We start from the raw sequence: 23,761 nt of genomic DNA, 5'->3' as shown, positions 1-23,761 counted from the left end.
CCCGCTAAAGGAGGGCCGGGTCGGGCACGCTAAGGGCAACGAGAGCGCATGGCGAAAGGAGGGTTTGGCGTGCGTTTGCGCCCGCTTGCCCGTTTCCCTTTTCTTGGGGCGGTTCTCGTTGCCCTCGTCCTCTTTCTCTTTCGGCCCGATCCGAAGGAGGCGCCCGTGCCCTCGAGTCCCCCCGCGCCCGTCGGAGCCCTTCTTTCCGACGACCTCGCCCAGGTTGCTGAGCGGGCGGCCTTGGGTGTCGTCGGGGTTGTCAACCTCTCCCGCGCTCCCGGATTGTGGGAACGAAATCCCCGACCCGTTCCCGTAGGCACGGGCTCGGGGATCCTCTTTTCCGAAAAGGAAGGCTCTCTCTACGTCGCCACGAACCACCACGTCGTGGCGGGGGCAGAAGAAATCGACGTCGTACTCTCCGACGGCCAAAGGCGAAAGGCTCGCCTCGTCGGAGCCGATCCCCCGAGCGACCTCGCCGTGCTCGTATTTCCCAGGCCCGACGTCGCCTACGCCCTTCTCCCCTTCGGAGATTCGACTCGGCTGCGCGCCGGCGAACCCGCTTTGGCCATCGGCAATCCTTTGGGGCTTCTCTACTTTCGATCCGTCACCGCCGGGGTGATCAGCGCGCCCAAGCGCACGATCCCCTACGACCTGAGCGGAGACGGGAAGGTCGATTGGGAACTCGACGTCATTCAGACGGATGCGGCGATTAACCCGGGAAATTCCGGCGGTCCCCTCCTCAACCGGGCGGGAGAGGTTGTGGGGATTACGAGTGCAAAGATTTCCGCCGTCGGCGTGGAAGGGATCGGATTTGCCATTCCGAGCCACGTGGCGAAGCCGATTCTCGAGGCCCTTGCCCGCGGGGAGCGTGTGGTTCGTCCGTACCTCGGAGTGCAGCCCAAAAACACCTGGGAAATCCCCGCAGAACAGCAGGCGCACACCCTCCACCTGCCCGAGAGGCCCACGCGCGGCGTGGTGCTCGTAGACGTCCTCCCCGGTGGTCCGGCAGACGCAGCGGGACTTCGCCCCCTAGACGTGATCGTCGCCGTCGACGGCGTACCCGTGAACGATGCGGCGGACCTACGGGCCGTCCTCTACTCCCGCCATCGTCCCGGAGAGCGGGTACGCATCGAGTTCTTGCGCGGCGAAGAGAGGTCGGAGGCGGAGGTGGAACTCGGGAGCATGGACGCGGAAAAGGCCAAGCAGGAGTGAGATTCTGGTATAATGGCTCGCAGAACGTGCGTGCGAGAACACGGAGGGCCGGCAAAAAGGGGGTGCGAAGCGTGGAAGGACGCGCTCTCGCCGAATGGGAAAAGCGCGCCGAGCGGGAATACGCGCGGTGGTTGGCGGCTCCCGTGGACGAAGACACGGCTCGGGAACTCCGCCGGCTCACGTCTGAAGAGATCCTCGACCGGTTCTACCGCGACCTTCCCTTCGGCACGGGAGGACTGCGCGGCATCATGGGCGCAGGTACGGCGCGCATGAACCGGTACGTGGTCCGGCGCGCTACTGCGGCTTTGGCCCGCTACCTTTTGGGGACGTACGGCGACGGGGCGCGGGGTGTGGTCATCGCTTACGATTCTCGCCGCAACTCGCGGTTGTTTGCCGAAGAGGCCGCGGGCGTTCTCACCGCTGCGGGGGTGCGCGCGTACCTCTTTGACGACGTACGCCCGACACCGGAGCTCTCCTTTGCCGTACGGCACCTCAGGGCCCTTGCCGGGATCGTGATCACGGCAAGCCACAATCCGCCGGAGTACAACGGATACAAGGTGTACGGCGAGGACGGAGGGCAGATCACCCTGCGGTTTGCCGAAGCCCTGACACGGGAGATGAAGCACATCGCCGATCCTTTCGGAGTGCCCATGCTTCCCCTTGCCGAAGCCCAGGCGCGCGGCCTCGTGGAGTACGTCGGTGAGGCCGTAGACGAGGCGTACTACGCGCGCGTCCTCGACCTCCTCCCCCTCACTCCCGAAGGTCAGCGCAGTGCGGCTTCCGTGCGCATCGTCTACACTCCCCTGCACGGGACGGGGGGCAAGCCCGTGGAGACGGTGCTCCGGCGGAAGGGGTTTTCCGAGCTTTTCCTCGTCCCGGAACAGCGGGAGCCGGATGGGAACTTCCCCACCGTACGCGTTCCTAACCCCGAAGAGGAAGAGGCCTTTCGCCTGGCGCTCGATTGGGCCAACAGGCTCGAGGCCGATCTCGTCCTCGCGACCGATCCCGACGCCGACAGGCTCGGCGTTTTCGTCCGTGGGTCCGACGGGATCCTCCGGCGCCTTACGGGAAATCAGCTCGGCGTTCTCCTCCTCGCCTACATCCTGCGCAGGCGGAAAGAGGAGGGAACTCTACCGCCCAACGGCGCGGTGGTGAAGACCATCGTCACCACAGAACTCGGGCGAAAGATCGCCGAGGCGTACGGACTCAGCGTCTTCGATGTGCTCACGGGGTTCAAGTTTATCGGGGAAAAGATCCTGGAGTTCGAGACGACCGGCTCGCACACGTTTGTCTTCGGGTTTGAGGAGAGCTACGGTTACCTAGCCGGTTCGTTTGTGCGCGACAAGGACGCCGTTCAGGCCGCGCTTCTCGTGTCCCAGTTGGTCGCCGAACTCCGCGCCCAAGGGCGTACGGCGTGGGATCTCCTCCGGGAAATCGAAGGGCAGTACGGCGTTCACCGCGAAAGGCTCCTCTCCTACACCTATCCCGGGGCGAGCGGTGAAGTCGTTCGGGAGAAGAAAATGGCCGCCTTTCGCCGCCTTGCGCCGGAAGCCGTAGGGTTCCTTCCCCTCGTCCGGCGAGAGGACTATTTGGAGCGCGCGGCCACGGACGTGCAGACCGGAGAAAAGACGCCTTTGGCGCTCCCGCGTTCCGACGTCGTGCGTTGGATCTTTGCAGACGGGTCGTGGCTTGCTGTACGGCCTTCGGGAACGGAGCCGAAGCTTAAGGTATACCTAGGTGTCGTGGGAGCGGACGAAGGCGAAGCTGAGCGGAAGCTCGCGCTGCTCGAAGACTTCATCGCAGAACACTTTTCCCGTCCCGAAGAAGGAACGGGTGCGTAACCCTTTCCTTTGGCGGAAGGCGTAAGCGCTTCCCAGGGAAGGGCGAAAATCCCGGGCGGGGCGCGGGGGTAAGGGGGAGAAGAGGTGGGGCCCAAACGAGGGGGAGAAGAGATCCCCCCTCCCAATCGGCGTAGGAACGACCTCTTTGTGCGCGCCGCGCGTCGCGAAGCAGTGGAGCGAGTGCCGGTGTGGTACATGCGGCAGGCGGGACGGTACGACCCGTTGTACCACGCCTTGAAGGGCGAGCGCGATCTGCTTACGGCGAGTCGCGACGTGGAGACCGCGGTGCGGATCACCCTTCTGCCCGTAGATCGGCTCGGGGTGGACGCCGCGATCCTCTACGCGGACATCCTCACCCCGATCGCCGGCGCAGGGTTCGACGTGCGGTTTATCGAAGGGAAAGGTCCCGTGATCGATCCGCCCGTGCGCGGAGATGAGGACGTCGCGCGCCTGCGCGCCTTTGCGCCCGAACGCGTTTCCTTTGTGGGCGAGATTTTGTCTGCCCTGCGAGATGCTCCCGTCCCCGTCATCGGCTTTGCCGGGGCGCCGTTTACCGTGGCGAGCTACCTCTTGGAAGGCGGGGCGACGCGGGAGTTCCGCCGTACGAAGGCGGCCTACCTTTCCGCCCCTGCGTTTTGGCACGAGCTTCTGGAGGCCCTTGTCGACCTGACGGTGGACTATCTCACGTACCAAGCCCGCTCTGGTGCGGATGTACTCATGTTGTTCGACAGCTGGGTGGGGGCTCTGTCCCCTTGGGACTACGAACAGTACGTCCTTCCGTACGTGCGACGGCTTTTCCAAGGGCTCCGTCGGGAAAATCCGGGGCACGTGCTCGTCTACTATCCGGGAGTTTCTTCGGGAGAACTTTTGCCGCTGCTCTCCGATCTCTCCGTGGACGTGCTCGGGGTGGACTGGCGCGTTCCTCTGTCCGAGGCCGCCGTACGTACCCGGGGTCGCTTCGTCCTTCAGGGGAACTACGACCCCTCGTGGCTCCTCGCCCCCGAGAACCTTCTCGAGGCCTACGCCGAACGTGTCCTCGAAGAGGGGGAACAAACCCCCGGCCATATCTTCAACGTCGGACACGGCCTCTTCCCGGAAGTCGATTTGGGAAAGCTCAAGCACCTTACGGATTTTGTCCGCACGACGTCGGCCGCACGCAGACGCGCGCAGGCCAAAGGGGGATCTCCATGAGGGTGGGCGTCCTCGTCGCATCCTACGGCGCGCCGCGCAGCTTGGAGGAGATCGCGTCGTACTTCACGCACATCCGCCGCGGACATCCTCCGAGTCCCGAAGAACTCGACGACCTCATCCGGCGCTACCAGACCGTCGGCGGGACCGACCGCCTCCTCCGCGAGACCGAACGCCAGGTGTTCTCCCTACGCCGGATACTCTCCGCGCTTCTTCCTTCCGACGATCTTCCGCTCGTAAGCGCGTACCGCCACGCGCCCCCGTACCTGGAAGACGGGGTTCGGGAGTTGGCGGCTCAGGGCGTCCAAAGCATCCTCCTCCTTCCCCTCGCTCCCCACTATTCTCCAGCCCACCACGTCGAGTACGCGGAGCGCGTCCGGAGTGCGGCCGAACCGCTAGGTCTCGAAGTGCGCGTCGTCGAGGACTACGGCACCCACCCTTGCCTTGTGGCGTGGTGGGCGGAGGTCGTACGCGGTGCCTGGGAGGACGACGGTTCGTACGTCCTCTTTACGGCACACAGCCTTCCCGTTCCGCCGGAAGACCCGTACGTCCGAAGCCTGGAACGCCTCGCCGCCGCCGTCGCCCGTACGGCCGAGATCCCGGAAGGGAGGTACCGTCTCGCGTTTCAAAGTGCGGGGCGGCCGGGCCTTCCGTGGATCGGTCCCGACGTAGGGGAGGTCCTTCCGGAGGTCGCGCGCCGCGCGCGCCGAGTTCTCGTAGCTCCCATCGGCTTCGTAAGCGAACATCTGGAGGTCGCCTACGACCTGGACGTGGAGGCGAGGGCGGTGGCGGAAGAACACGGCCTCGCCTTCCACCGCCTCCCCCTTCCGGGATCGTCGGCGGCCTTTGTCGGGATGCTCGCCGCGCTCGTCTTGGAGGAACTTCGCGAGGCGCGGGCCTACGCGGAAGATGGACGCCGCTCGGGGAGAGAGAAGGTGTGAGCGAAATGCGGGTCGCCGTGTTGGGCGGTGGCGTTTCTGGTCTTGCCGCCGCATACTACCTCCTGCGAAACCGAGATCGCGCTCCCGACCTGCGCGTCGACGTGTACGAACGGGCCCCGCGGCTCGGGGGCGTAGTGGAGACCTACGTCGCAGACGGAGCGATCATCGAGCGCGGTCCGGACGCGTTTTTTGCCAAGGGCGATGCGATCTTTGCCGTGCTTCGCGAACTTGGCCTCGAGGACGACCTCGTCGTGCAAAATCCGGAGGCAGGGCCGACCTACGTATGCCGCCGCGGCCGACTCCTCCCCCTCCCCCCGGGCACGGAAATGGGAGTTCCGCGGCGCCTTATCCCCCTGATCCGCACTCCGCTTCTTTCCCCCGCGGGCAAACTCCGCGCCGCGCTCGACCTCGTGCTTCCTCCGTTGCAAGCTCCGGGGGACGTTTCTGTAGGCGAATTTTTCCGCCGGCGCTTCGGAGAAGAGGTGGTCGAAGCGCTCATCGAGCCCCTCGTAGGCACGGTGTACGGCGCCGAGGCGGACATCCTGAGCCTCGATACCTTGTTTCCCACATACCGCGAGCTCGAGCGACGCTACCGAAGCGTCCTCCTCGGGTTGCGGCGGTCTGCCCGCACGTCTCCGCAGGGAAGACCGAGGCCCGCCGGGCAGGCGCCCGGAGCGGGGAAGTTTGTCACCCTCCGTTCGGGTCTCGAAGAACTCGTCCGTCGCCTTGCCCGGGAACTGCCTTCCGACGCCGTCCACCTGCGCACGGGAGTGGATGCCCTCACCTGGGAGGACGGGCTCTGGAAACTCACGCTTTCCACGGGGAAGACCGTTTCCGCTTCCGTCGTGGTGAGCACCCTTCCCGCGTGGGAGCTCGCGCGCCTTTTGCGCGGGATGGGGCGGGAAGACGGTGCGGCCCTCCTCGAAGAAATTCCGTATTCTTCCACGGCCAACATCGCGTTTCGCTTCGCCGCTTCGCCGATCCCGGGTTTCCCCGGTGCGGCGATCCTCGTCCCGCCGCGGGAGCGACGCGTCGTAAGTTCGGTATCCTTCACGTCGCGGAAGTGGCCGCATACGGTGCCCCCGGGAGAATCCCTCGTACGGGTGTTCGTCGATCGGCGCTCTGTAGAGCGGTATTCGACGGACGCCGAAATTCGGGAAGCCGTGGAGGAAGACCTCGTGCGCCTCTTTGGCAATCCCCTTCCCCCCGTCCGCTTTGCCCTCGTGAGCCGCTTCGAGCGCTCTCTTGCCCTGTACACGGTGGGCCACAAGGAGCGCCTCGCCCGCATTCGCGCCTACTTTGCCAACTTTGGCCTTCCGCTCGTGGTTCGCGGTGCGGTTTTTACCGGCGTAGGGATCCCCGACTGCCTCACGGGAGGAGAGCGGGCGGCAGAGGAAGTCCTCGAATACCTCACCGTTTCGGCCAGGCGCCCGTAGGCGGCGCGCAAAACGGAAGCTGCGAGGAGGTCGTTCCGTCGTGAGCCTGCACATCGGTGCTCGCAGGGAGGACGTTGCGCCCAAGGTCCTGCTTCCGGGAGATCCTCTGCGGGCGCGGTTTATCGCCCGCGAATTCCTCGAAGATGCCGTGGAAGTGAACGCCGTCCGCGGGATGTACGGCTACACGGGGACGTACCGCGGGGAACGGGTGACGGTGCAAGGAACGGGCATGGGCATGCCCTCCATGGCGATCTACGCTACGGAACTCATGCGCGAGTACGGGGTACGCACGCTCATCCGCGTAGGGACGTGCGGCGCCTTTCTTCCCGAAGTGCGCCTCAGGGACGTCGTCCTCGCTCAGGGTGCTTCTACGGATTCGAACATGAATCGCCTACACTTTCGGGGCATCGACTACGCCCCCCTGGCCGACTTCTCCCTTCTCTACGCCGCCTACCGAACGGCACGGCGCCTCGCGCTCCCCGTCCACGTAGGCGGTGTCTTTACCACCGATCGGTTTTACGGCGACGCGGACAAAGAAGCCTACGAGAAAAAGCTCGCCGAACACGGGACCCTCTGCGTAGAGATGGAAACCGCGGCGCTGTATACGATCGCCAAAGCCTACGGGGCCCGCGCCCTGTCCATCCTCACGGTGAGCGATCACCTCGTGACGCGGGAGGAGACCACAGCGGAGGAGCGCGAGCGGACGTTTACGGCGATGATCCGCCTCGCCTTGGAAACCCTCGTCTCCGATGAAGAAAAGGAGTAGGCGGCGGCCGATTTTCCGATTTCGGAATTCGCGGTGGAGTAAGTTCTTTCGTTGGGATACAATGTGAAGCGCCTGGTTTTGCGCTGCGGATTGCCCGTTCGTCGTTTTTCCGGGAGCATTTTCGAGAAACGGTTGGGAGTTTGGGAACACGCGGGAGATCGGGAGGGGGAAGGCGGTGAAGGAGACGCGATGGGACAAGCGGTCGTGGCGTGATCTCACATCGGATCCCCGCCCCGACGCCTTTGTCCTTCAGCTGATCCCCTTAGACGGCGGGGAAGCCCGTTCGCTGCGCGTTTCCCGCCGCGCCTTTTACGGGACGCTGGCGGCGGCGGGGTTCGGGCTCACCGCGCTTACGGGATTTGCCGTCCACCAGTACGCAACGTCGGGAAACCTGCGGGAGGAGCTCCACAGCGCACTGCAGGCCAAGGAGCAGGCAGAGGCGGAGGCCCGCGAGTCGCGGGCGAAAAACGTCGCCCTGGAAGACGAACTCGTGCGCTGGAAACAGCGGGTTACGGTGCTCGATGGCCGCCTCACGGAGACGGAACGCAAGCTCTCCGCGCTCGAGGGGCTCGCCGCGGCGCTGGAGACGCAGGTTACGGGGAAGAGCACTATTGCCCGGGGAGAGACCACTCCGCTTTCTGCGTCCACGTCCGGCCCTCGGCCCACCTCCCTCGTGGGGGAAGAACCTCCCCGCGGTACGGCGGGGAATGCGTCCGCGCTCTTCTTTTCCCTCGCCGAACGCCTGAACGGAAGCGAGGAGCGCGGAGCGGCGATTGGAAACAAGATCGCCCTTTTGGGAGAGATCGCCGAACACGTGCCGAGCATCATGCCCGCCGATGGGAGGATTGTGTCGGGATTCGGGATGCGGCGCGACCCCTTTACCTTTGCCTTGCAAATGCACACCGGGGTCGACATCGCCAACGTTTCGGGAACGCCGATTCACGCGGCGGCCTCCGGCGTCGTCGTCGACACAGGGTGGGTCGGGGGATACGGGCTTACCGTACGCATCGCCCACGGGAACGGCGTGGAGACGTTTTACGCGCATTTGAGTCGGGTGGTCGTACAACGAGGACAGAGCGTAAAGAAGGGCGAACTCATCGCCTACATGGGGTCTACGGGTCGGAGCACGGGGCCACACCTCCACTACGAGGTGCGCCTCGGCGGTCGTCCGATCGATCCGGTTCCCTACCTTGGAGGTGTGGTCCATGCTGTCTCGGAAGAAAGGCCCCTCGACTGAGCGTCCCGCAGGGGAAGGACGGGTGACGTACCTCGACGCTTCGACACGTGTCGAGGGTACGCTCGCGAGCGAGGCGGCCGTGCGTATGGACGGGAGCTTTCGCGGGGACATTCACTGTCAAGGAGAGCTCATCGTCGGTCCTTCCGGTCAAGTGGAGGGCGACGTTTGGGCGCAAGGTGCGCAGATTTCGGGGCGGTTTCGGGGAAAGCTCATTGCCGAGGGAACCGTAATCCTGCGCCGGGGATCTCGTTTTGAAGGCGAGCTCCACTATCGAGACCTTGTCGTCGAAGAAGGGGCACATCTCGTCGGGACGTTCCAACGCCTCGAAGAGGAACCTTTGGAAGCGGGTACGCCCGTTGGAACCGCCGGCGACTTTTACGCGCGCCGCATCGGGCGGAACCGCGAGGAATCGGAGGTTGCAAAGGAAGGTACGGACACAGAGATGCCGAACGAAGGGGGAGTCTCGTGAGATGCCGCGTGGGTACGTGCAGGTAAGGCACGAAAGTGCCGCAGACATCGGTGCCGTGGCCAAGATCTTCGTCCACGAAGCGACGGGTGCCCCCGTTCTTTTCCTCGAAACGAACGACGACAACAAGGTGTTTGCGGCCGCCTTCCGCACGCCGCCGCCCGACGACACGGGACTTCCGCACATCCTTGAACATTCGGTGCTCAACGGTTCGCGCCGGTTTCCCCTGAAAGAGCCGTTCGTCGCCCTCGCCAAGGGGTCCCTCAACACCTTTTTAAACGCCATGACCTACCCGGACAAGACCGTCTACCCCGTGGCGAGCCGTGTGGCCAAAGACCTCTTCAACCTCATGGACGTCTACCTCGACGGCGTGTTCTTCCCCCGCCTCCACGAGGACCCTACCATCCTCATGCAGGAGGGGTGGCACCTGCACGTCGAGGACGGCGAGCCGCACATCCGCGGCGTCGTGTACAACGAGATGAAGGGGGCGTACTCCCAACCGGAAGCCCGACTTTCCCGTGCCCTCGAACGTGCCCTTTACCCCGATACGGTATACCGCTTCGACTCCGGCGGTGACCCGGACGCAATTCCCGGCCTTACGCAGGAAGCCTTCGTCCGCTACCACGAAGAGCACTACCATCCCGGAAATGCCCTGTTCCTCGTATACGGGGATTTGGCTGCGGAGGAAGTGCTGGAGTTTCTCGAGGATCGCGCGCTGCGCCACTTTTCCCATAAGGCTCCGACCCCCCTTCCCCCGCTACAGCCTCCTTTCCCCACCCCACGGGTGGTTCTCGAAGCCTATCCCCTGCCGGAAGGCGAAGAAAAGGGGGAAACCTACGCCGCATGGGGGAGCGTCCTCGGCGAGGAAGCACGGGACACGTTGTGGGTATTTGCCTTAGAAATCCTCGCCTACGCCCTCGTCAACCGTCCCGCCGCACCGCTTCGGCAAGCCCTTCTCGGCACCGGGCTCGTTAAGGACGTCTACGCCTACGTGGAGGCGGACGTTCGCCAGCCCTACTTCGCCCTCGTGGGCAAGGGAATACCGGAAGGGCAAGCCTTTGCCTTTTTTGCCGCGGCGCGCGACGCCGTGGAGCGCCTCGTCCGCGAGGAGATCCCCCTGGGGCTGCTTCAGGCGGCTCTCACGCGCAAGCTCTTCGAGCTTCGGGAGGCCGACACGGGGAGCTACCCGAAGGGACTCGTCTACCTCCTCGAAGCGCTTCGGAGTTGGCGGTACGACGGCGACCCCTTGGAACCGCTCAACTTCTCCGCCGTGCTGGAAGACATCCGCATGCGCACCCCCACGGGATTCTTTACCGACCTCCTCTCCCGACTCTTCCTTCGGGGGACGCATCAGGCGCTCGTCGTCCTCGAACCCAAGCCCGGACTCGCCCAGGCTAAGGAGGCGGCCCTTACCTCCGTCCTCCGCCACTCCTTTGCGAGCCTTTCCCCATCCGCACAGGAGGAACTGCGTCGGCGCACGGCCGAGCTTGTGGAAAAGCAGCGGACGCCGGACCCGCCCGAAGCCAAGGCCCTCCTTCCCCGCCTCGCCCTCCACGACGTACCGCGATCCGCTCCTAAGGTCCCTACGGAGGTCATCCGCGAAGGAGGCGGGGTGATCCTCCTGCACCCGATCCCTACCCGACGGATTGCCTACGTATCCCTGTACGTGTCGCTCGCCTCGCTCGCCCCCGAGGACCTCTTCTACGCGGGCCTTCTTCCCTCTCTCCTCAGCCGCATGCCGACGGAGGCGCACGACGCCGAGACGCTGGCCGAACTCCTCGATCGCCATACGGGCGGTGTAAGCGCGTCGATTGCGGTCTACGAACGGGCGAAGGGGAAACCAGAACTTCACCTGGCACTCCGGGGCCGCGCCTTGGCCGAAGAGCTTCCCCGCTTGGCGGGGCTCATGGAGGAAATCGCCACGGGGACGCGTATCTCCGCGTTCCCCCAGTTCGCCGAACGTCTACGCGAGAGGCTCGCCCGACTGGAATCCGACCTCGTTCCGCGCGGGCACCTCGTCGCCTCCCAGCGCCTTCTCGCGCAGATGAGTCCTGCAGCCGCGGTCTTGGAGCGGACCGGCGGCGTGGAACACATCCTCTGGTTACGGGCGCTCCTCGAAAAGGGGGAAGAGGCGCTCGCCGCAGCCGCCCGGGAAACGGAGCGCGTCTACCGCGAGCTCTTCCGCGTTCCCGCCGTCGTCTCCTTTACGGCAGACCCCGACCTTGTGGACACCGTCCGGACGGCGTTTGCGCCCCTTCTCGCTTCCCTTCCGAACCGAGAGCCGGTGGAGGGTGTGCTTCCCGCGCTTTTGCCCGCCGCAGACGAGGCTCTGCTTTCCGCCGCGGACGTGTTTTACGTCGCCAAGGGGCTCGACCTCGCACCTCTTGGGTACGAGCACCGCGGTTCTGCCTACGTCCTCGAGCAGCTCCTCCGCCTCGAGTACCTCTGGAACCGCGTGCGCGTAGAAGGCGGGGCATACGGTGCATTCGCCCGCATCGACCGTCTGGGCCGCCTCGTGATGAGCTCGTACCGCGATCCCCACCTCGAAGAGACGATCCTCGTCTACGATGAGGCGGTGTCCTTCCTCCGGGAGGTTGACCTCGGGGACGAGGACATGCACGACCTCATCTTGGGCACGATCGCCCGCCTTGACCAACCCCTCAGCCCCCCCCTTCAAGGAGAACGCGGCGATGCGGAATACTTTTCGGGGATCACGCCCGAAGAGCTCGACGCACGGCGGGCCGAAGTCCTTGCGACGACGCCAAAAGATCTGCGGGCGTACGTACCTTACCTTGAAGCGTTTGCCCGCGAAGGACGCGTCGTCGCCCTAGGGCCTAAGGACGCGCTCATCGCCCACGGACGGTTTGTTCGGCACACAAACCTTTTGCCCGGGGGAAAGGGCTTTTAGGGATTTGCCTTTTGCGCGAGGGGAAAACGTACGGTGACGCGCCACCCCTCCCCTTCGGCCTCCGGCGGGTCGACGCGGGCTCCACCTTCGCTGAGGAGGCGTGTGGCGAGGGCAAAGAGGACCTCCTCGGCCTCCAGACCCTGCCCCAACGTCGATTCTCCCGGCGGCGCACTCCGGGGCACGGGGCCCGTTCCTCCCAGCCGCAAAAACGCCTCTTCTTCCTTCGTTCCGCTTACAAGGGAGGGGAAGGGGTCGCCGAGCATCTGAAGCCAGGTGAGCGCGAGGTGCAATCCGATTTCCAGGCGAAGCGGATCCCCGCGTACGAGGAGCGGCTTTTGCGGCAAGGCGACGGCGAGTGGGGAAATACGGGCCGCCTGGTCAACGGCCGTGCGCAGGAGGACGCGGAAGTCTACCACGGACTCCCCCTCTTTGCCCTGGGGATCCGAAAGGAGGAGAAAGGCGCGGAGCGTCCGTTCGATGTGTGTGGCGTCACGCAAAAGCGCTTCGCGCTCCCCACCCTTCGCGTGCAGTTCGAGGAATCCGCGGATGTGCGTGAGGGGATTGAAGATTTCGTGGGCGAGAAACGAAAAGAGCGGCCGCAGAGCCGTAAACGGCGAAGACTGGGGTCGCGGCTGAGGTTCCGAACTTCCGGAGGGAGAGAGGCGCGGAAGGGCGGCGAGGATCGCGGTGGCGATCCGGCGTACGGGGGGGTAGCCCCGGAAGAAGGCCACCAGCGTCCTGTGTGCCGATCCGGGAAGGGATACGGCCAACGACGTAGAGCGGTGCCAGGCCACGTGGGGGTGCTCCGCGCCCACGAGCCAGGTCGCCGCTCCCCCACGGCGCACAAGGGCGTAGGCCGTGGGCGGATAGGGAGGGAAGGCGAGCACGGTTCCCGGTCGAATTTCAAACGGACGTTCGGAAAACGTGGTCCCTTCCGGATCGGCCGCGGTTGCCGACGCGACGCCCGTCGCCTCTACGCACGCGAGGAGAAACCCGGCCTCCCCGGCACGTACGAGTTCCCGAACGAGGGATTCCACGACACGGCGGCACTCCTTTTGCCCTTCTCCTCCCTCGGGAACGGTCCAGATTTCCGGTTCGCGGTAGGGAGAAAGGTTTGAATCGCGATAGGCAAGCCAGAGGTCGCGGACTTCGGCTCGGGGAAACCTCTCCTCTCCCCGTTCGAAAAATCCGCGCCACAGATCGAGGTATGGGATCGGGAACCCCGAACTTGCCTCGTCTTTTGGCGGAAAGAAAGACGGCATGGACGCTTCCCTTTCTACGCGTAAATCCGTAGTTCTCGTAGACTAGTACTCGAAACCGCTTTCCCTGGTATTCTTTCCGCAATTTCGAGGAACTTTCCTGCTTCTTGGGCCAACGAGACCGGGAAATTGGTCCTGTTGTCCTAGGAATACGTACCCTGCCCGCTGCGTCGCCTCGGGTTGATTGCGACGACGATCTAGGGGAAGAAGGGGAATCTTCGTGGGAGAAGAGACGCTCCTTACCCTCCTCCGACGCCGTCTGGTTACCGTGGAAGGGCCGGAAGGGTCCGGGAAGACCACGTTTGCCCTCCGTCTTCGGGAGGAGCTCGTCTCCTCCGGGTACGACGTCGTGTTCACCCGCGAACCGGGGGGGACTCCCCTGGGAGAACAGGTGCGCACCTTTCTCCTCAGCGAGGAGTCTGCGGACGTCGATCCCCTGACCGAGGCGCTTTTCTACGCGGCGGTGCGCCGTGAGCACGTGGTTCGCGTGATTCGCCCGGCGCTCGAGGCCGGGCGCGTCGTACTCGTGGACCGCTTCGTCGACTCAAGTCTGGTGTATCAAGGGATGGTTCGAGGAGCCGGGGTAGAACGGGTACGCGCGATCAACGAAGTCGTGCTCGAAGGGTTGTGGCCTTCTCTCACCTTTTACCTCGACCTCCCCGTGGAGGAGGCCCTCGAGCGCCTCACGCGCGACGAGGGGCGGGTCTACAGCCGCTTCGACCGTCTGGACGCCGCATTCCACGCCTCCGTTCGGGAAGGCTACGAACGCCTCGTTCGCTCCGAACCCCGCTTCGTCCGCCTCGACGCGCGCCTCGCGCCCGATGAACTCGTCCGACGAGCACTCCCCATTCTAACACGACACCTGGCCGGCGAAGCGCCTTTGCCCTAAGGCCCTGAGACGAACGCACGAGGGGGGTCGGCGAATGTACGCCGTGGGGATCGATGTTGGAGGGACTCAGATCAAGGGAGGGGTCGTCCGCGAAGACGGGGCTATCCTCCGCTTTCGAAGCGTGCCGACGCCGCGGGAAGGAGGAGAAGCCGTCTTCGAGGCGCTCCTAGACCTCGTTCGGTCCCTTCTTACGAATGGGGAGGGGGTGGCGGTTGTGGGGGTCGGCGTCCCGGGGTGGGTCGACGGGCGAACGGGGGTGGTCGGCCACGCCCCGAACCTGGGGTGGCGGAACGTTCCCCTGCGGGATCGCCTCGCCCGCGCACTTCCCCTCCCCGTCGCCGTAGAGAACGACGCAAACGTCGCCCTTCTCGGGGAGCTTTGGCGGGGAGCCGCTCGGGGAGCCGAGTGGGTCCTCTTTTTCGCCTTGGGAACGGGGGTCGGGGGGGCAATTCTTGCGGAAGGAAAGCTCCTCCGCGGGGCACGCGGCTTTGCCGGCGAATTCGGCCACATCCCCGTTCGGCGCGAGGGCGGGGATTTGTGTTCTTGCGGGAAGCGCGGCTGTCTGGAGGCGGAAGCTTCCGGTCGCGCCATCGCCCGCCGCGGCCACGAAGCGGCGGAAACGGGGCGATCGCCCTACCTCGCGGAAGTTCTTGCCCGCGAGGGACGGATTTCCGCCCGCCACGTGGCGGAGGCGGCGAGTCGAGGAGACGCCGCCGCGCGGGAGATTTTCGGGCAGGCGGCAGAAGCCCTGGCGTTCGTCGTCGGCGGCCTCGTGAACGCCTTGAACCCCGAACGGGTTGTCGTCGGCGGCGGGGTGAGCCGCGCGGGAGAGGTGCTCTTCGCCCCGCTCCGCGAGGCCCTTCCCCGGTACGCCTTGCCGGAGTTTCTCTCTCCTGACCTCCTCTTGCCAGGAGAGCATCCGGAGGATGCGGGCGTCCTCGGAGCCGCGTACCTCGCGTTTACGGAAGGACGCGGGGCCAGAGGTCTTTGAGGCGCTCCCAAAGCGAAGGTCCCTCAGGAGAAGGAGGCGTAGGCTTTGCCGCGGGGAGGAGCGTAGGCTCGCTTCCCCGTACGAAGGCGAGGCGCGTACTTCCCTCCGTAAACCGGCCCGTGTTCCAACCCGAACGCAGATCTACGGAGAGGAAGGTGACTCCGGGAGGCGGGGTAAAGTCTTCGGGAGGAAGGTCGTGTGAGGCCCCTTCCAAGGTGTCGGCCCAGATGAACTTTGCGAGGGCGGCCTCCCGGTTGTCGAGCGTGCGTTCCTGGTCGTACCCTACTCGGGCGACGACGACGCGAAAGGGCGTATACCCGGCCATCCACCCGTCCACCGCGGTCGTTCCGGTTTTCGCCGCCGCCGGACGTTTCAAGCGGGCGGCGACGAGGTGCCCCGTCCCCCCCTCGTCGAGAACGCGTTCGAGGAGGTGGGTGAGGACGTAGACCGTATCCTGGCCGGCGACCCGCCGTTCTTCCGGACGGTGCGCGTAGAGAAGTCGCCCGTCTGCGGTTTCGACGCGTTCTACGAGGTAGAGGGGGCGGTACACGCCCCCCGCGGCAAGCGTCGCGTATGCCTGGGTGAGGGACCACGGACTCACCTCGGAGGTCCCGAGGGCGAGGGAGAGGACGGGGAGGAGCGGTTCGGCGATTCCCACATCGCGGGCTCGGACGGCGACCCGTTCCGGGCCGAGGCGGGAGATCGTATCCACGGCGTAGACGTTGTCGCTCGTCTGGATCGCGTACGCGAGGGGGACGTCCGCATTTGCGTACCGGTCGCCGTAGTTTTTCGGGGTGTACGGCGTTCCGTCCGCCTGGACGAACGTCTTTTCCCGACTCGGACCCAAGGTGAGGGGCGTGTAGCCCTCTTCGAGTGCGGTGAGATAGACAAAGGGTTTGAACGTCGATCCGGGCTGGCGCGGCGCGCGCGTGCGATCGAGCTGGCTTTTTGCGAAGTCCTTTCCGCCGACGAGGGCGAGCACGGCCCCCGTGCGGGGATCGGCGACGACGACCGCCGCTTCAAGGTCGGCATCCGGCGGGATGTGCCGGCGCACGGCTTCTTCGGCCGCAGCCTGGGCCTGGGGGTCCAGGGTCGTGTAGACCTTAAGCCCCGCCCGCCGGGCCGTCCCTTCGTCGATTCCGAGGGTTTCTTCGAGCCAGGTCTCGACCTGGCGGGCGAAGTAGGGCGCCGTCCTCGCTTCTTCGGGATGAGGGAGAAGGCGAATTTCCTCCTTCCACGCCCGTGCGGCCTCGTCCTCGGTAAGGACTCCCGCGGCAACCATGGCGTCGAGGACCTCGCGCTGTCGCTGACGGGCTCGTTCGAAGTGGCGGTACGGATCGTACAGGGTGGGACCCTTGGGCAATCCGACGAGGAAGCTCACCTCGGCGGGGGAGAGGTCCTTGGCTGCCTTTCCGAAGTAGCGTTCCGCGGCCGCCTCGATCCCGTAGGCCCCGTTTCCGTAGTAAATCGTGTTCAGGTAGAGGCCGAGGATCTCCTCCTTGCTCAGGCGCTGTTCGAGGCGCAAGGCGTACACGAGCTCTTTGAACTTTCGCGTCCATGTGCGCTCGTGGCTCAGGTAGAGGTTCCGCGCGAGCTGTTGTGAGATCGTACTTCCGCCTTCGCGGATTTCCCCCGTACGCGCGTTGACGTAGAGCGCCTTGAGGAGGCGCAGGGGATCAACGCCCAAGTGGCGGTAAAACCTCCGGTCTTCGACGGCGAGCGTCGCCGCTTTGACCAGCGGGGGGATGTCCTCCTTTCGCAAGGGGATTTGAAAGATGTTCCCTCCCAAGGGAGAAAACGCCTGGCCCTTTGCGTCGTAGAGGAGCGTTGGGTGATGGATTTCCTCGCGCGGTTCGTACGGAAGGGGTGTGAGGATCACGAGGACGGCAAGTGCGGTCGTGCCTGCCACGAGAAGGACGATGAGGATGAAGAAGACGTGTGCGATCTGTCTCCACACGGGCCCTCCCTCCCCTTCCTCTCAGTATGGGTTCCGGGGGAACGGGGCCAAACCTTGCGTCGGTCGACTGGACTTCCCGCGTAAGAAGCGTATAATCGTCCCGGTAGGTCGCCGATCCTGGAAGGGAAAGGGGATCCCGGGTGGAACTTTGGTTTACCGAATACCAAGCCGAGGGAGTTGCGTTAAGCCTCAAGGTCCGCCGGAGCCTGCACCACGAGGTGTCGCCGTACCAGAGGATAGACGTCCTGGAGACGGAAGCCTACGGTCGGGTTCTCCTTCTGGACGGCATGGTCATGACGACGGAGCGCGACGGCCACGTCTACAGCGAGATGCTCGCCCACGTTCCCCTTGTCACGCATCCGCATCCCGAACGCGTGCTCATCGTGGGGGGCGGAGATGGCGGCGTTGCGTGTGAGGTTTTGCGCCACGCCTCCGTGCAAAGCGTAGACCTCGTAGAGATCGACGCCGCCGTCCTTCGGGTGGCGGAGGCGTTTTTCCCGGAAGCCGGGAAGTGCCTCCGGGATTCCCGCGTACATGTGCACGTCGCCGACGGCTTTGCCTTTCTCGACGGCCGAACGGCGTACTACGATGTCATCCTCGTAGATTCCACCGAACCGGTAGGTCCGGCCGTCCAGCTCTTCGAGCTCGCCTTTTACGAAAAGCTGCGCAGCGCCCTGCGAACGGACGGGCTGTTTGCGGCGCAGACCGACAACCCCTGGCTCAAGCGCGAACGTGTGGTTCGCGCCCACCACCTTGTAGGTCGTGCGTTCCCGCGCGTGTGGACGTACCTCGCGTCGATCCCCACATATCCCTCGGGGTTGTGGAGCTTCACCTTGGGTAGCCTCGGTCCCGATCCCCTCACCTTCGATGCCGCACGCGCCGAGGCCCTCCCCACGCGGTACTACACGCCGGAGGTGCACCGCGCCTCCTTTGCGCTTCCGCGCGAACTCCTCACGGCTCTCCGGGAAGGAGGGGAAGCATGACCTTGGGTGGCACTTCTCTCCCCGCCTTTCTCGAGGCGCAGGCGGAAGGAGACGTCCTCCTCTTCGGAGTCCCCCTCGATCTCACGACTTCCTTTCGGCCGGGCACGCGCTTCGGTCCGCAGGCGATCCGTGCCGCCTCCCAGGTTCTCGAAACCTTCAGCCCCTACCTACGGCGCGACCTTCGGGAAATTTCCTACACAGATGTGGGCGATCTCCCGCTGCCGCACGGCGCGCGCGACCGCTCCCTCGCTTCCATTCGCGCCTTTGGGGAGACGGTCTACCGGCGCGGGAAATACCCCTTTGCCTTGGGCGGGGAGCACCTCCTCACCCTTCCCCTCGTGGAGGCGGCGCATACGGCGTTTCCGGATCTGTGCGTCCTCCACGTAGACGCCCACGCCGACGCTCGGTCCGTATACGAAGGGGAAGAGCTTTCCCACGCCACGGTGATTCGCCGCGTTGCGGAAAAGATCGGTTCGGAGCGCGTTTTCAGCCTTGCCATTCGTTCCGGAGATGCCGAGGAATGGGCCTGGGCGGCGGAACACCTCGTGTTTCGACCGTTCGTCTTCCGCGATGCGATCGAAGAACTCGCCGATCGTCTCGCCCGGTGCCCCGTATACCTCACCCTGGACATCGACGCGTTCGATCCTTCTTTTGCACCCGGAACGGGGACGCCCGAGCCGGGCGGCATCACGCCCCAGGAGTTTTATGCCGGTGTCGAACGTCTCTACCGCGCCGGCGTCCGCCTGGTAGGTGCAGACCTCGTCGAGGTGTCGCCTGCGTACGATACGGGGATCACCGCCGTACTTGCGGCCAAGGCGGTACGCGAACTGCTCTTTCTCTTTTCTCCGGGCGAGGGCCGACCGTAGTGCGGACGGGACGCCGGGTGGGTTTTGGGCTAGAATGGGAACGTCGATTTCGTTCGGGAGGGATGAGGATGGGTTGGGAGGAGGAGTACGTCCGCGAGACGCCGATGGTTGAACTGGCGTACCGCCTTTTGGTGGGCCTTTCCCAGCACGAACCCATGCCGTTTGAAGAGATTGCCGCCCGCGTCCTTGCGCAAAAGGGATATGCACCGGACGACGTCGCTCGAATGGCTCAGCTTTACACCTCCCTCAACGTAGACGGGCGCTTCGTCCACGTAGGAGGAGGGCAGTGGGGACTTCGGGACTGGTATCCCTTCGATAAGTACGAAGAACTCATTCCCACCTTCGAAGAAGAAGACGAACTCGAGGAAGATCTTCTCGAAGCGGAAGAGGAGGACCTCCTTCCTCTGGGGCTCGACGAGGAGGGAGGCGAGGTCGTGCTCGAAGACCTGGAAAAGGATCTCCTCGCCGAGGAACCGCTCGACGAAGAGCTCCCGCTTCCCGAGGAGGAGGACGGAGAGTTCGAGGGGGAAGAAGAAACCCCTTGACGGGTACGAATGCCCGGTCTAGAATTTGTCGAGTGTGCGGTTGAGGGTGCTTGCGGGTGTAGAGGCGAAGGGAAGACAAACCCGCGGGGGAAAACGGGTCGAAGGGGTTTTGCACGATGACGCGCTATGTCTTTGTCACAGGAGGCGTGGCGTCCTCGCTGGGCAAGGGGATTACGGCGGCTTCGCTCGGGCTTCTCCTCAAGGCTCGCGGGCTGCGCGTGGCGATCATGAAGTTCGATCCGTACATCAACGTCGATCCGAGCACGATGAGCCCTTACCAGCACGGAGAAGTGTTCGTGACCGTAGACGGGGGGGAGACGGACCTCGACCTCGGTCACTACGAGCGCTTCATCGACGTGGCCCTTACGCGCCGTTCGAGCGTGACGGCAGGTCGCATTTACCAAGAGGTCATCGACAACGAGCGTCGGGGCGTCTACGGGGGCGCCACCGTTCAGGTGATCCCCCACGTCACGAACGCGATCAAAGACCACGTGTACGGATTGGCCAAGCAATCGGAGGCCGACGTCCTCATCGTGGAGATCGGAGGCACGGTGGGAGACATAGAGTCTCTCCCCTTCCTCGAGGCCATCCGGCAAGTTCGCCACGACGTCGGGCGCAACCGAGTCTTTTACGTACACGTCACGTTGGTCCCCTACCTCAAGGCTGCAGGGGAGCTCAAGACGAAGCCCACACAGCACAGCGTGAAGGAACTCCGGAGCATCGGAATTCAACCCAACGCCATCGTCTGCCGGACGGAGCAGCCGCTTCCGCGGGACGTGCGGGAAAAGATCGCCCTCTTCAGCGACATCGAGACGGAGGCGGTGATCGAAAACCTCGACGTCGCCACGCCGTACGAAGTTCCCCTTCGCCTCCGGAAGGAAGGCTTGGATCGCATCGTGGTCGAGCGCTTCGGACTCTCCCTCCCGCCCGCGGACCTCTCCGCTTGGGAAGAGGTGGTGGAGCGCGTGGCGCGCCTCTCGGGTACGGTCCGCGTAGGGATCGTAGGAGAATTTGTCGCCCTCCACGACGCCTATCTGAGCCTCGTCGAGGCCTTGCGCCACGCGACCATCGCCCACGGCGTCGCGTTGGAAATTGACTGGATCGACGCCCGGGAGCTCGCGCGCGGCAATCCGGACGCGCGCCTCGGGAAGCTCGACGCTCTGGTCCTCCCGGGGACGTGGGACGACCGCGAGGAAGACGGCAAAGCTCTGGCCTCTCGCTACGCGCGCCGTGCGGGCATTCCGTTTCTCGCCTTAGGGTATGGCTTCCCCGTAGCCCTGCGGGAGGTTTTGGGCGTCTGGGGTTCCGAAGGACCGACCGAGGCTAAGGGTTTGCCCGTGAGCGCTTCTCTTCCGGGATACGGGTGGGTAGGTGCCCGTCCTGTGGAACTCGCTCCGCGGGGAATGCTTTCCGAGATCTACGGGAAAGAGCGGATCGAGGAACGCATGCGGCACAGGGAGGGGGTGCCGTTTTCCTGGGCCGAAGAGCTCGGGCGACGGGGAGGCCTTCCCGAGGCGTGGAGCGAAGGCCGCGAGTACCTCTTGGGTTTCCGCCTCGAAGGGCATCCGTGGTTTGTCGCCGTTCAGTTTTACCCGGAGTTTGCCTCGCGGCCCACGCGTCCCCACCCCCTCTTTCTCGCCTTCATCGGTGCGGCCGTCAAGGCGCGCGCCCGCACTCCGCTTCGCTAGGCAACACGATGAGCCCGAGGACATCCTCGGGCTCTTTTGCTTCTTTCCCGTTCGTGAGGAAGGCGACGTTTTTTCCAACTTTTCCCTGGCCGAACTTTCCTCCCCCCAGCTTGTCTTATAATGGAAAAGCGAGGTCGAAAGACGGGCCGAGAGATCCTTTTCCGGGGGGTTTGTGAAAATGCGCGTGATGGTCGTCGACGATCAGGTCGGGATACGCGCTTTGCTCGCGGAAGTTGTCAAGCAGCAGGGCTTTCAGGTCGTGCTTGCCGGGAACGCGCGCGAGGCCTTAGAGAAATTTTCCGAAGGCCCGCCCGACCTCCTCCTCCTTGACGTCAAGCTTCCGGGGATGAGCGGTTTGGAGCTCCTGCGGAAGATCCGCGAGACCCATCCCCACCTTCCCGTAGTGCTCATGACGGCCTACGGTGAGCGCGACATCGAAGAAGAGGCGAAGCGCCTCGGCGTGCACGCCTTCCTGGCGAAACCTTTTGACATAGAGCATTTGAAGGAACTTTTGGACCGTTTTCGAGGGGGCGCCTCTTCGAATTCTTTGCTATAATACAGGATGTGGCCCTGTGCGGCCGAGCAATTGCGAGGAGGGATCCGCATGCCGCTCGTATCGATGACGGAACTCATGCAGCGCGCACGCAAGGAGAAGTTCGCCGTCGGCCAGTTCAACCTGAACAACCTCGAGTTCGCCCAGGCGATTATCGAGGCCGCGGAGGAAGAACGTTCGCCGGTCATCTTTGGCGTGAGCCAAGGTGCGATTAAGTACATGGGCGGGTGGGACCTCGCGGTAGCGATCGCGAAAACGCTCGCGGAACGGACCTTCGTGCCCGTCGTCCTGCACCTCGACCACGGGACGAGCTTCGAGCAGTGCGCGCAGGCGATCCGGGCAGGGTTTACCTCCGTAATGTTCGACGGATCCCACCTCTCCCTCGAAGAGAACATCCGCGAGACCAAGCTCGTCGTGCGCATGGCCCGTGCGGTGGGGGTTTCCGTAGAAGGGGAAGTCGGCGCGATTGGCGGGACGGAAGATGAGATTACGAACGAAGAGGAACTCCTCGCCCGTCCCGAAGACGGAATTCGCTTCTACGAGGAGACGGGAGTTGACGCCCTCGCCCTTTCCGTAGGCACCGCGCACGGGGTGTACAAGGGCGTTCCGAACATCCGCCACCACATCATCCAAGCCGTGACGGAAAAGATCCCCGTGCCCGTCGTCCTGCACGGCGCCTCTGGGGTACCCGACGATCAGATTCGGCGGGCGATCGAGGTCGGCGTGGGGAAGGTCAACATCAACACGGAAAACATGCAGGCGATGACGGAAGCCGTCCGCCGCGTGCTCGCGGAACAACCCGACCTCTACGACCCGCGGAAGTACCTCGGGCCCGGTCGCGAGGCGATCAAGGCCGTGGTGAAGGCGAAGATGCGCCTCTTCGGCTCGTCGGGCAAGGCGTAAACAACGGCCAGTCGGATGCGAGCGTGCGTCGCGCTCCCCTGGGAGCGCGACCTTTCGCATCCCGCATCGAGAAATCCGCGCAGGGCAGGGAAGAAAGCAGGGGGGAGAGGCCGTGGACCGGAGTTTGACGTTGGAACTCGTCCGCGTAACGGAGGCGGCGGCCATCGCCGCGGCGCGTTGGATGGGTCGGGGGAAGAAGAACGAGGCGGACGACGCGGCAACCACGGCGATGCGCGCCATGTTCGACACGGTTCCCATGGACGGCGTCGTCGTGATCGGCGAAGGAGAACTCGACGAGGCGCCGATGCTCTACATCGGCGAGCCCTTGGGGCTTCGCGGACCGGGTCACCCCAAGGTGGACGTGGCCGTCGACCCGCTCGAGGGGACGAACATCGTCGCCAAGGGGTTGTGGAATGCGATTACCGTCGTGGCCATTGCCGATCGCGGGAACCTCCTTCACGCCCCCGACATGTACATGGACAAGATCGCCGTCGGCCCCGAAGCCAAGGGGTACGTACACATCGACCGTCCCATCGAAGAAAACATCCGGGCCGTCGCCAAGGCTAAGGGGAAGGATGTCGAGGACGTCGTGGTCGTCGTCCTCGACCGCCCAAGGCACGAAGAACTCATCGCCCGCATCCGAGAGGTTGGGGCACGCATCAAGCTCATCCCCGATGGCGATGTCGCCGGCGCCATCAGCACCGCCTTCCCCCACACGGGCATCGACATGCTCGTGGGGATTGGGGGAGCGCCGGAAGGGGTGATCGCCGCCGTGGCGCTGAAGTGCATGGGAGGCGACATGATGGGCCGCCTCAAGCCGCAAAACGAGACGGAGCTTCGGCGTTTGCGGGAGATGGGGATCGACAACCCCGATCGCGTGCTCTACCTCGACGACCTCGTTCGGGGAGACGACGCGATCTTCGCCGCGACGGGGGTTACCGACGGCGAACTCCTACGCGGCGTGCGCTTCACCGGATCGAGGGCGATCACCCACTCCGTGGTCATGCGTGCGAAGACGGGTACCGTGCGTTTCGTAGATGCGGAACACCGCCTCGGGCAGAAGCCGAGCCTCGTGATTAAGGACTTCGTCCCCCACGGGACGGAAAAAGAGGCGTAATTCCCTGGGTTCTCC

General features: G+C 64.7%; 20 protein-coding genes. 18 read left to right on the top strand and 2 right to left on the bottom strand.

Annotated elements, in window-relative coordinates:
- The first annotated feature begins 69 nt into the window (after positions 1-69).
- The 9 genes from C7438_RS07675 (at position 70) to C7438_RS07635 (ending at position 11,995) form a co-directional block, all read left to right on the top strand.
- Positions 70-1,212 (top strand): S1C family serine protease, encoded by a 1,143-nt coding sequence (locus C7438_RS07675; RefSeq protein WP_170143641.1) that lies wholly within the window; start codon positions 70-72, stop codon positions 1,210-1,212.
- A gap of 71 nt (positions 1,213-1,283) precedes the next feature.
- Entirely contained in the window at positions 1,284-3,053 is a 1,770-nt protein-coding gene (locus C7438_RS07670) for a phospho-sugar mutase (protein ID WP_121444782.1), read from the top strand.
- An 84-nt stretch (positions 3,054-3,137) separates the two neighbouring features.
- Positions 3,138-4,244, top strand: coding sequence for a uroporphyrinogen decarboxylase (gene hemE, locus C7438_RS07665; protein ID WP_211322145.1), 1,107 nt, complete (start codon positions 3,138-3,140; stop codon positions 4,242-4,244).
- Positions 4,241-5,182: a ferrochelatase gene (hemH, locus tag C7438_RS07660; protein ID WP_121444781.1), complete on the top strand. Its 942-nt coding sequence runs from the start codon at positions 4,241-4,243 to the stop codon at positions 5,180-5,182. Before hemE ends, hemH begins: the two co-directional genes overlap by 4 nt.
- A 5-nt stretch (positions 5,183-5,187) precedes the next feature.
- Positions 5,188-6,618, top strand: coding sequence for a protoporphyrinogen oxidase (gene hemG / locus C7438_RS07655; RefSeq protein ID WP_121444780.1), 1,431 nt, complete (start codon positions 5,188-5,190; stop codon positions 6,616-6,618).
- Positions 6,619-6,658: 40 nt separating this feature from the next.
- Entirely contained in the window at positions 6,659-7,384 is a 726-nt protein-coding gene (deoD, locus tag C7438_RS07650) for a purine-nucleoside phosphorylase (RefSeq protein WP_121444779.1), read from the top strand.
- A 175-nt stretch (positions 7,385-7,559) separates the two neighbouring features.
- Positions 7,560-8,621, top strand: a complete 1,062-nt coding sequence (locus C7438_RS09280) for a M23 family metallopeptidase (RefSeq protein WP_211322144.1) — start codon at positions 7,560-7,562, stop codon at positions 8,619-8,621.
- Between the two features lie 22 nt (positions 8,622-8,643).
- A complete protein-coding gene (locus tag C7438_RS07640) occupies positions 8,644-9,090 on the top strand; it encodes a bactofilin family protein (RefSeq protein ID WP_211322143.1) in 447 nt (148 codons plus the stop codon).
- Position 9,091: 1 nt separating this feature from the next.
- Positions 9,092-11,995, top strand: coding sequence for an insulinase family protein (locus C7438_RS07635; RefSeq protein WP_121444777.1), 2,904 nt, complete (start codon positions 9,092-9,094; stop codon positions 11,993-11,995).
- On the opposite strand, the gene C7438_RS07630 is transcribed toward C7438_RS07635, so the two are convergent.
- Complete coding sequence (locus C7438_RS07630) at positions 11,992-13,257, bottom strand: HAMP domain-containing histidine kinase (RefSeq protein ID WP_121444776.1); 1,266 nt, start codon at positions 13,255-13,257, stop codon at positions 11,992-11,994. The two genes, C7438_RS07635 and C7438_RS07630, sit on opposite strands and share 4 nt — an antisense overlap.
- Positions 13,258-13,474: 217 nt before the next feature.
- On the opposite strand from C7438_RS07630, the gene tmk reads away from it, so the two are divergent.
- Both tmk and C7438_RS07620 read left to right on the top strand, forming a co-directional pair.
- Positions 13,475-14,143, top strand: a complete 669-nt coding sequence (tmk, locus tag C7438_RS07625) for a dTMP kinase (RefSeq protein ID WP_211322142.1) — start codon at positions 13,475-13,477, stop codon at positions 14,141-14,143.
- Between the two features lie 34 nt (positions 14,144-14,177).
- Entirely contained in the window at positions 14,178-15,134 is a 957-nt protein-coding gene (locus C7438_RS07620) for an ROK family protein (protein WP_121444775.1), read from the top strand.
- On the opposite strand, the gene C7438_RS07615 is transcribed toward C7438_RS07620, so the two are convergent.
- Positions 15,103-17,091 carry a transglycosylase domain-containing protein gene (locus C7438_RS07615; protein WP_121444774.1) on the bottom strand — a complete coding sequence of 663 codons (1,989 nt, stop codon included), beginning with the start codon at positions 17,089-17,091 and terminating at the stop codon, positions 15,103-15,105. The genes C7438_RS07620 and C7438_RS07615 overlap by 32 nt on opposite strands.
- 140 nt (positions 17,092-17,231) lie before the next feature.
- On the opposite strand from C7438_RS07615, the gene speE reads away from it, so the two are divergent.
- The 7 genes from speE (at position 17,232) to glpX (ending at position 23,746) form a co-directional block, all read left to right on the top strand.
- Positions 17,232-18,074, top strand: coding sequence for a polyamine aminopropyltransferase (speE, locus tag C7438_RS07610; RefSeq protein WP_121444773.1), 843 nt, complete (start codon positions 17,232-17,234; stop codon positions 18,072-18,074).
- Positions 18,071-18,940 carry an agmatinase gene (speB, locus tag C7438_RS07605; protein WP_121444772.1) on the top strand — a complete coding sequence of 290 codons (870 nt, stop codon included), beginning with the start codon at positions 18,071-18,073 and terminating at the stop codon, positions 18,938-18,940. The genes speE and speB overlap by 4 nt, the downstream gene beginning before the upstream one ends.
- Positions 18,941-19,008: 68 nt before the next feature.
- Positions 19,009-19,485 carry a DNA-directed RNA polymerase subunit delta gene (gene rpoE / locus C7438_RS07600; RefSeq protein ID WP_170143640.1) on the top strand — a complete coding sequence of 159 codons (477 nt, stop codon included), beginning with the start codon at positions 19,009-19,011 and terminating at the stop codon, positions 19,483-19,485.
- Positions 19,486-19,601: 116 nt separating this feature from the next.
- A complete protein-coding gene (gene pyrG / locus C7438_RS07595) occupies positions 19,602-21,173 on the top strand; it encodes a CTP synthase (protein ID WP_121444770.1) in 1,572 nt (523 codons plus the stop codon).
- Positions 21,174-21,351: 178 nt separating this feature from the next.
- A complete protein-coding gene (locus C7438_RS07590; protein WP_121444769.1) occupies positions 21,352-21,729 on the top strand; it encodes a response regulator in 378 nt (125 codons plus the stop codon).
- Between the two features lie 48 nt (positions 21,730-21,777).
- A complete protein-coding gene (gene fba / locus C7438_RS07585) occupies positions 21,778-22,629 on the top strand; it encodes a class II fructose-1,6-bisphosphate aldolase (RefSeq protein WP_121444768.1) in 852 nt (283 codons plus the stop codon).
- A 112-nt stretch (positions 22,630-22,741) separates the two neighbouring features.
- Complete coding sequence (gene glpX, locus C7438_RS07580) at positions 22,742-23,746, top strand: class II fructose-bisphosphatase (protein WP_121444767.1); 1,005 nt, start codon at positions 22,742-22,744, stop codon at positions 23,744-23,746.
- Positions 23,747-23,761 lie beyond the last annotated feature (15 nt).

This window comes from Brockia lithotrophica (genome assembly GCF_003633725.1).
Classification (GTDB): Bacteria; Bacillota; Bacilli; order Thermicanales; family DSM-22653; genus Brockia; species Brockia lithotrophica.
Note: the sequence above shows the minus strand (reverse complement) of the source record. Positions and strands in the feature narration are given on the sequence as shown.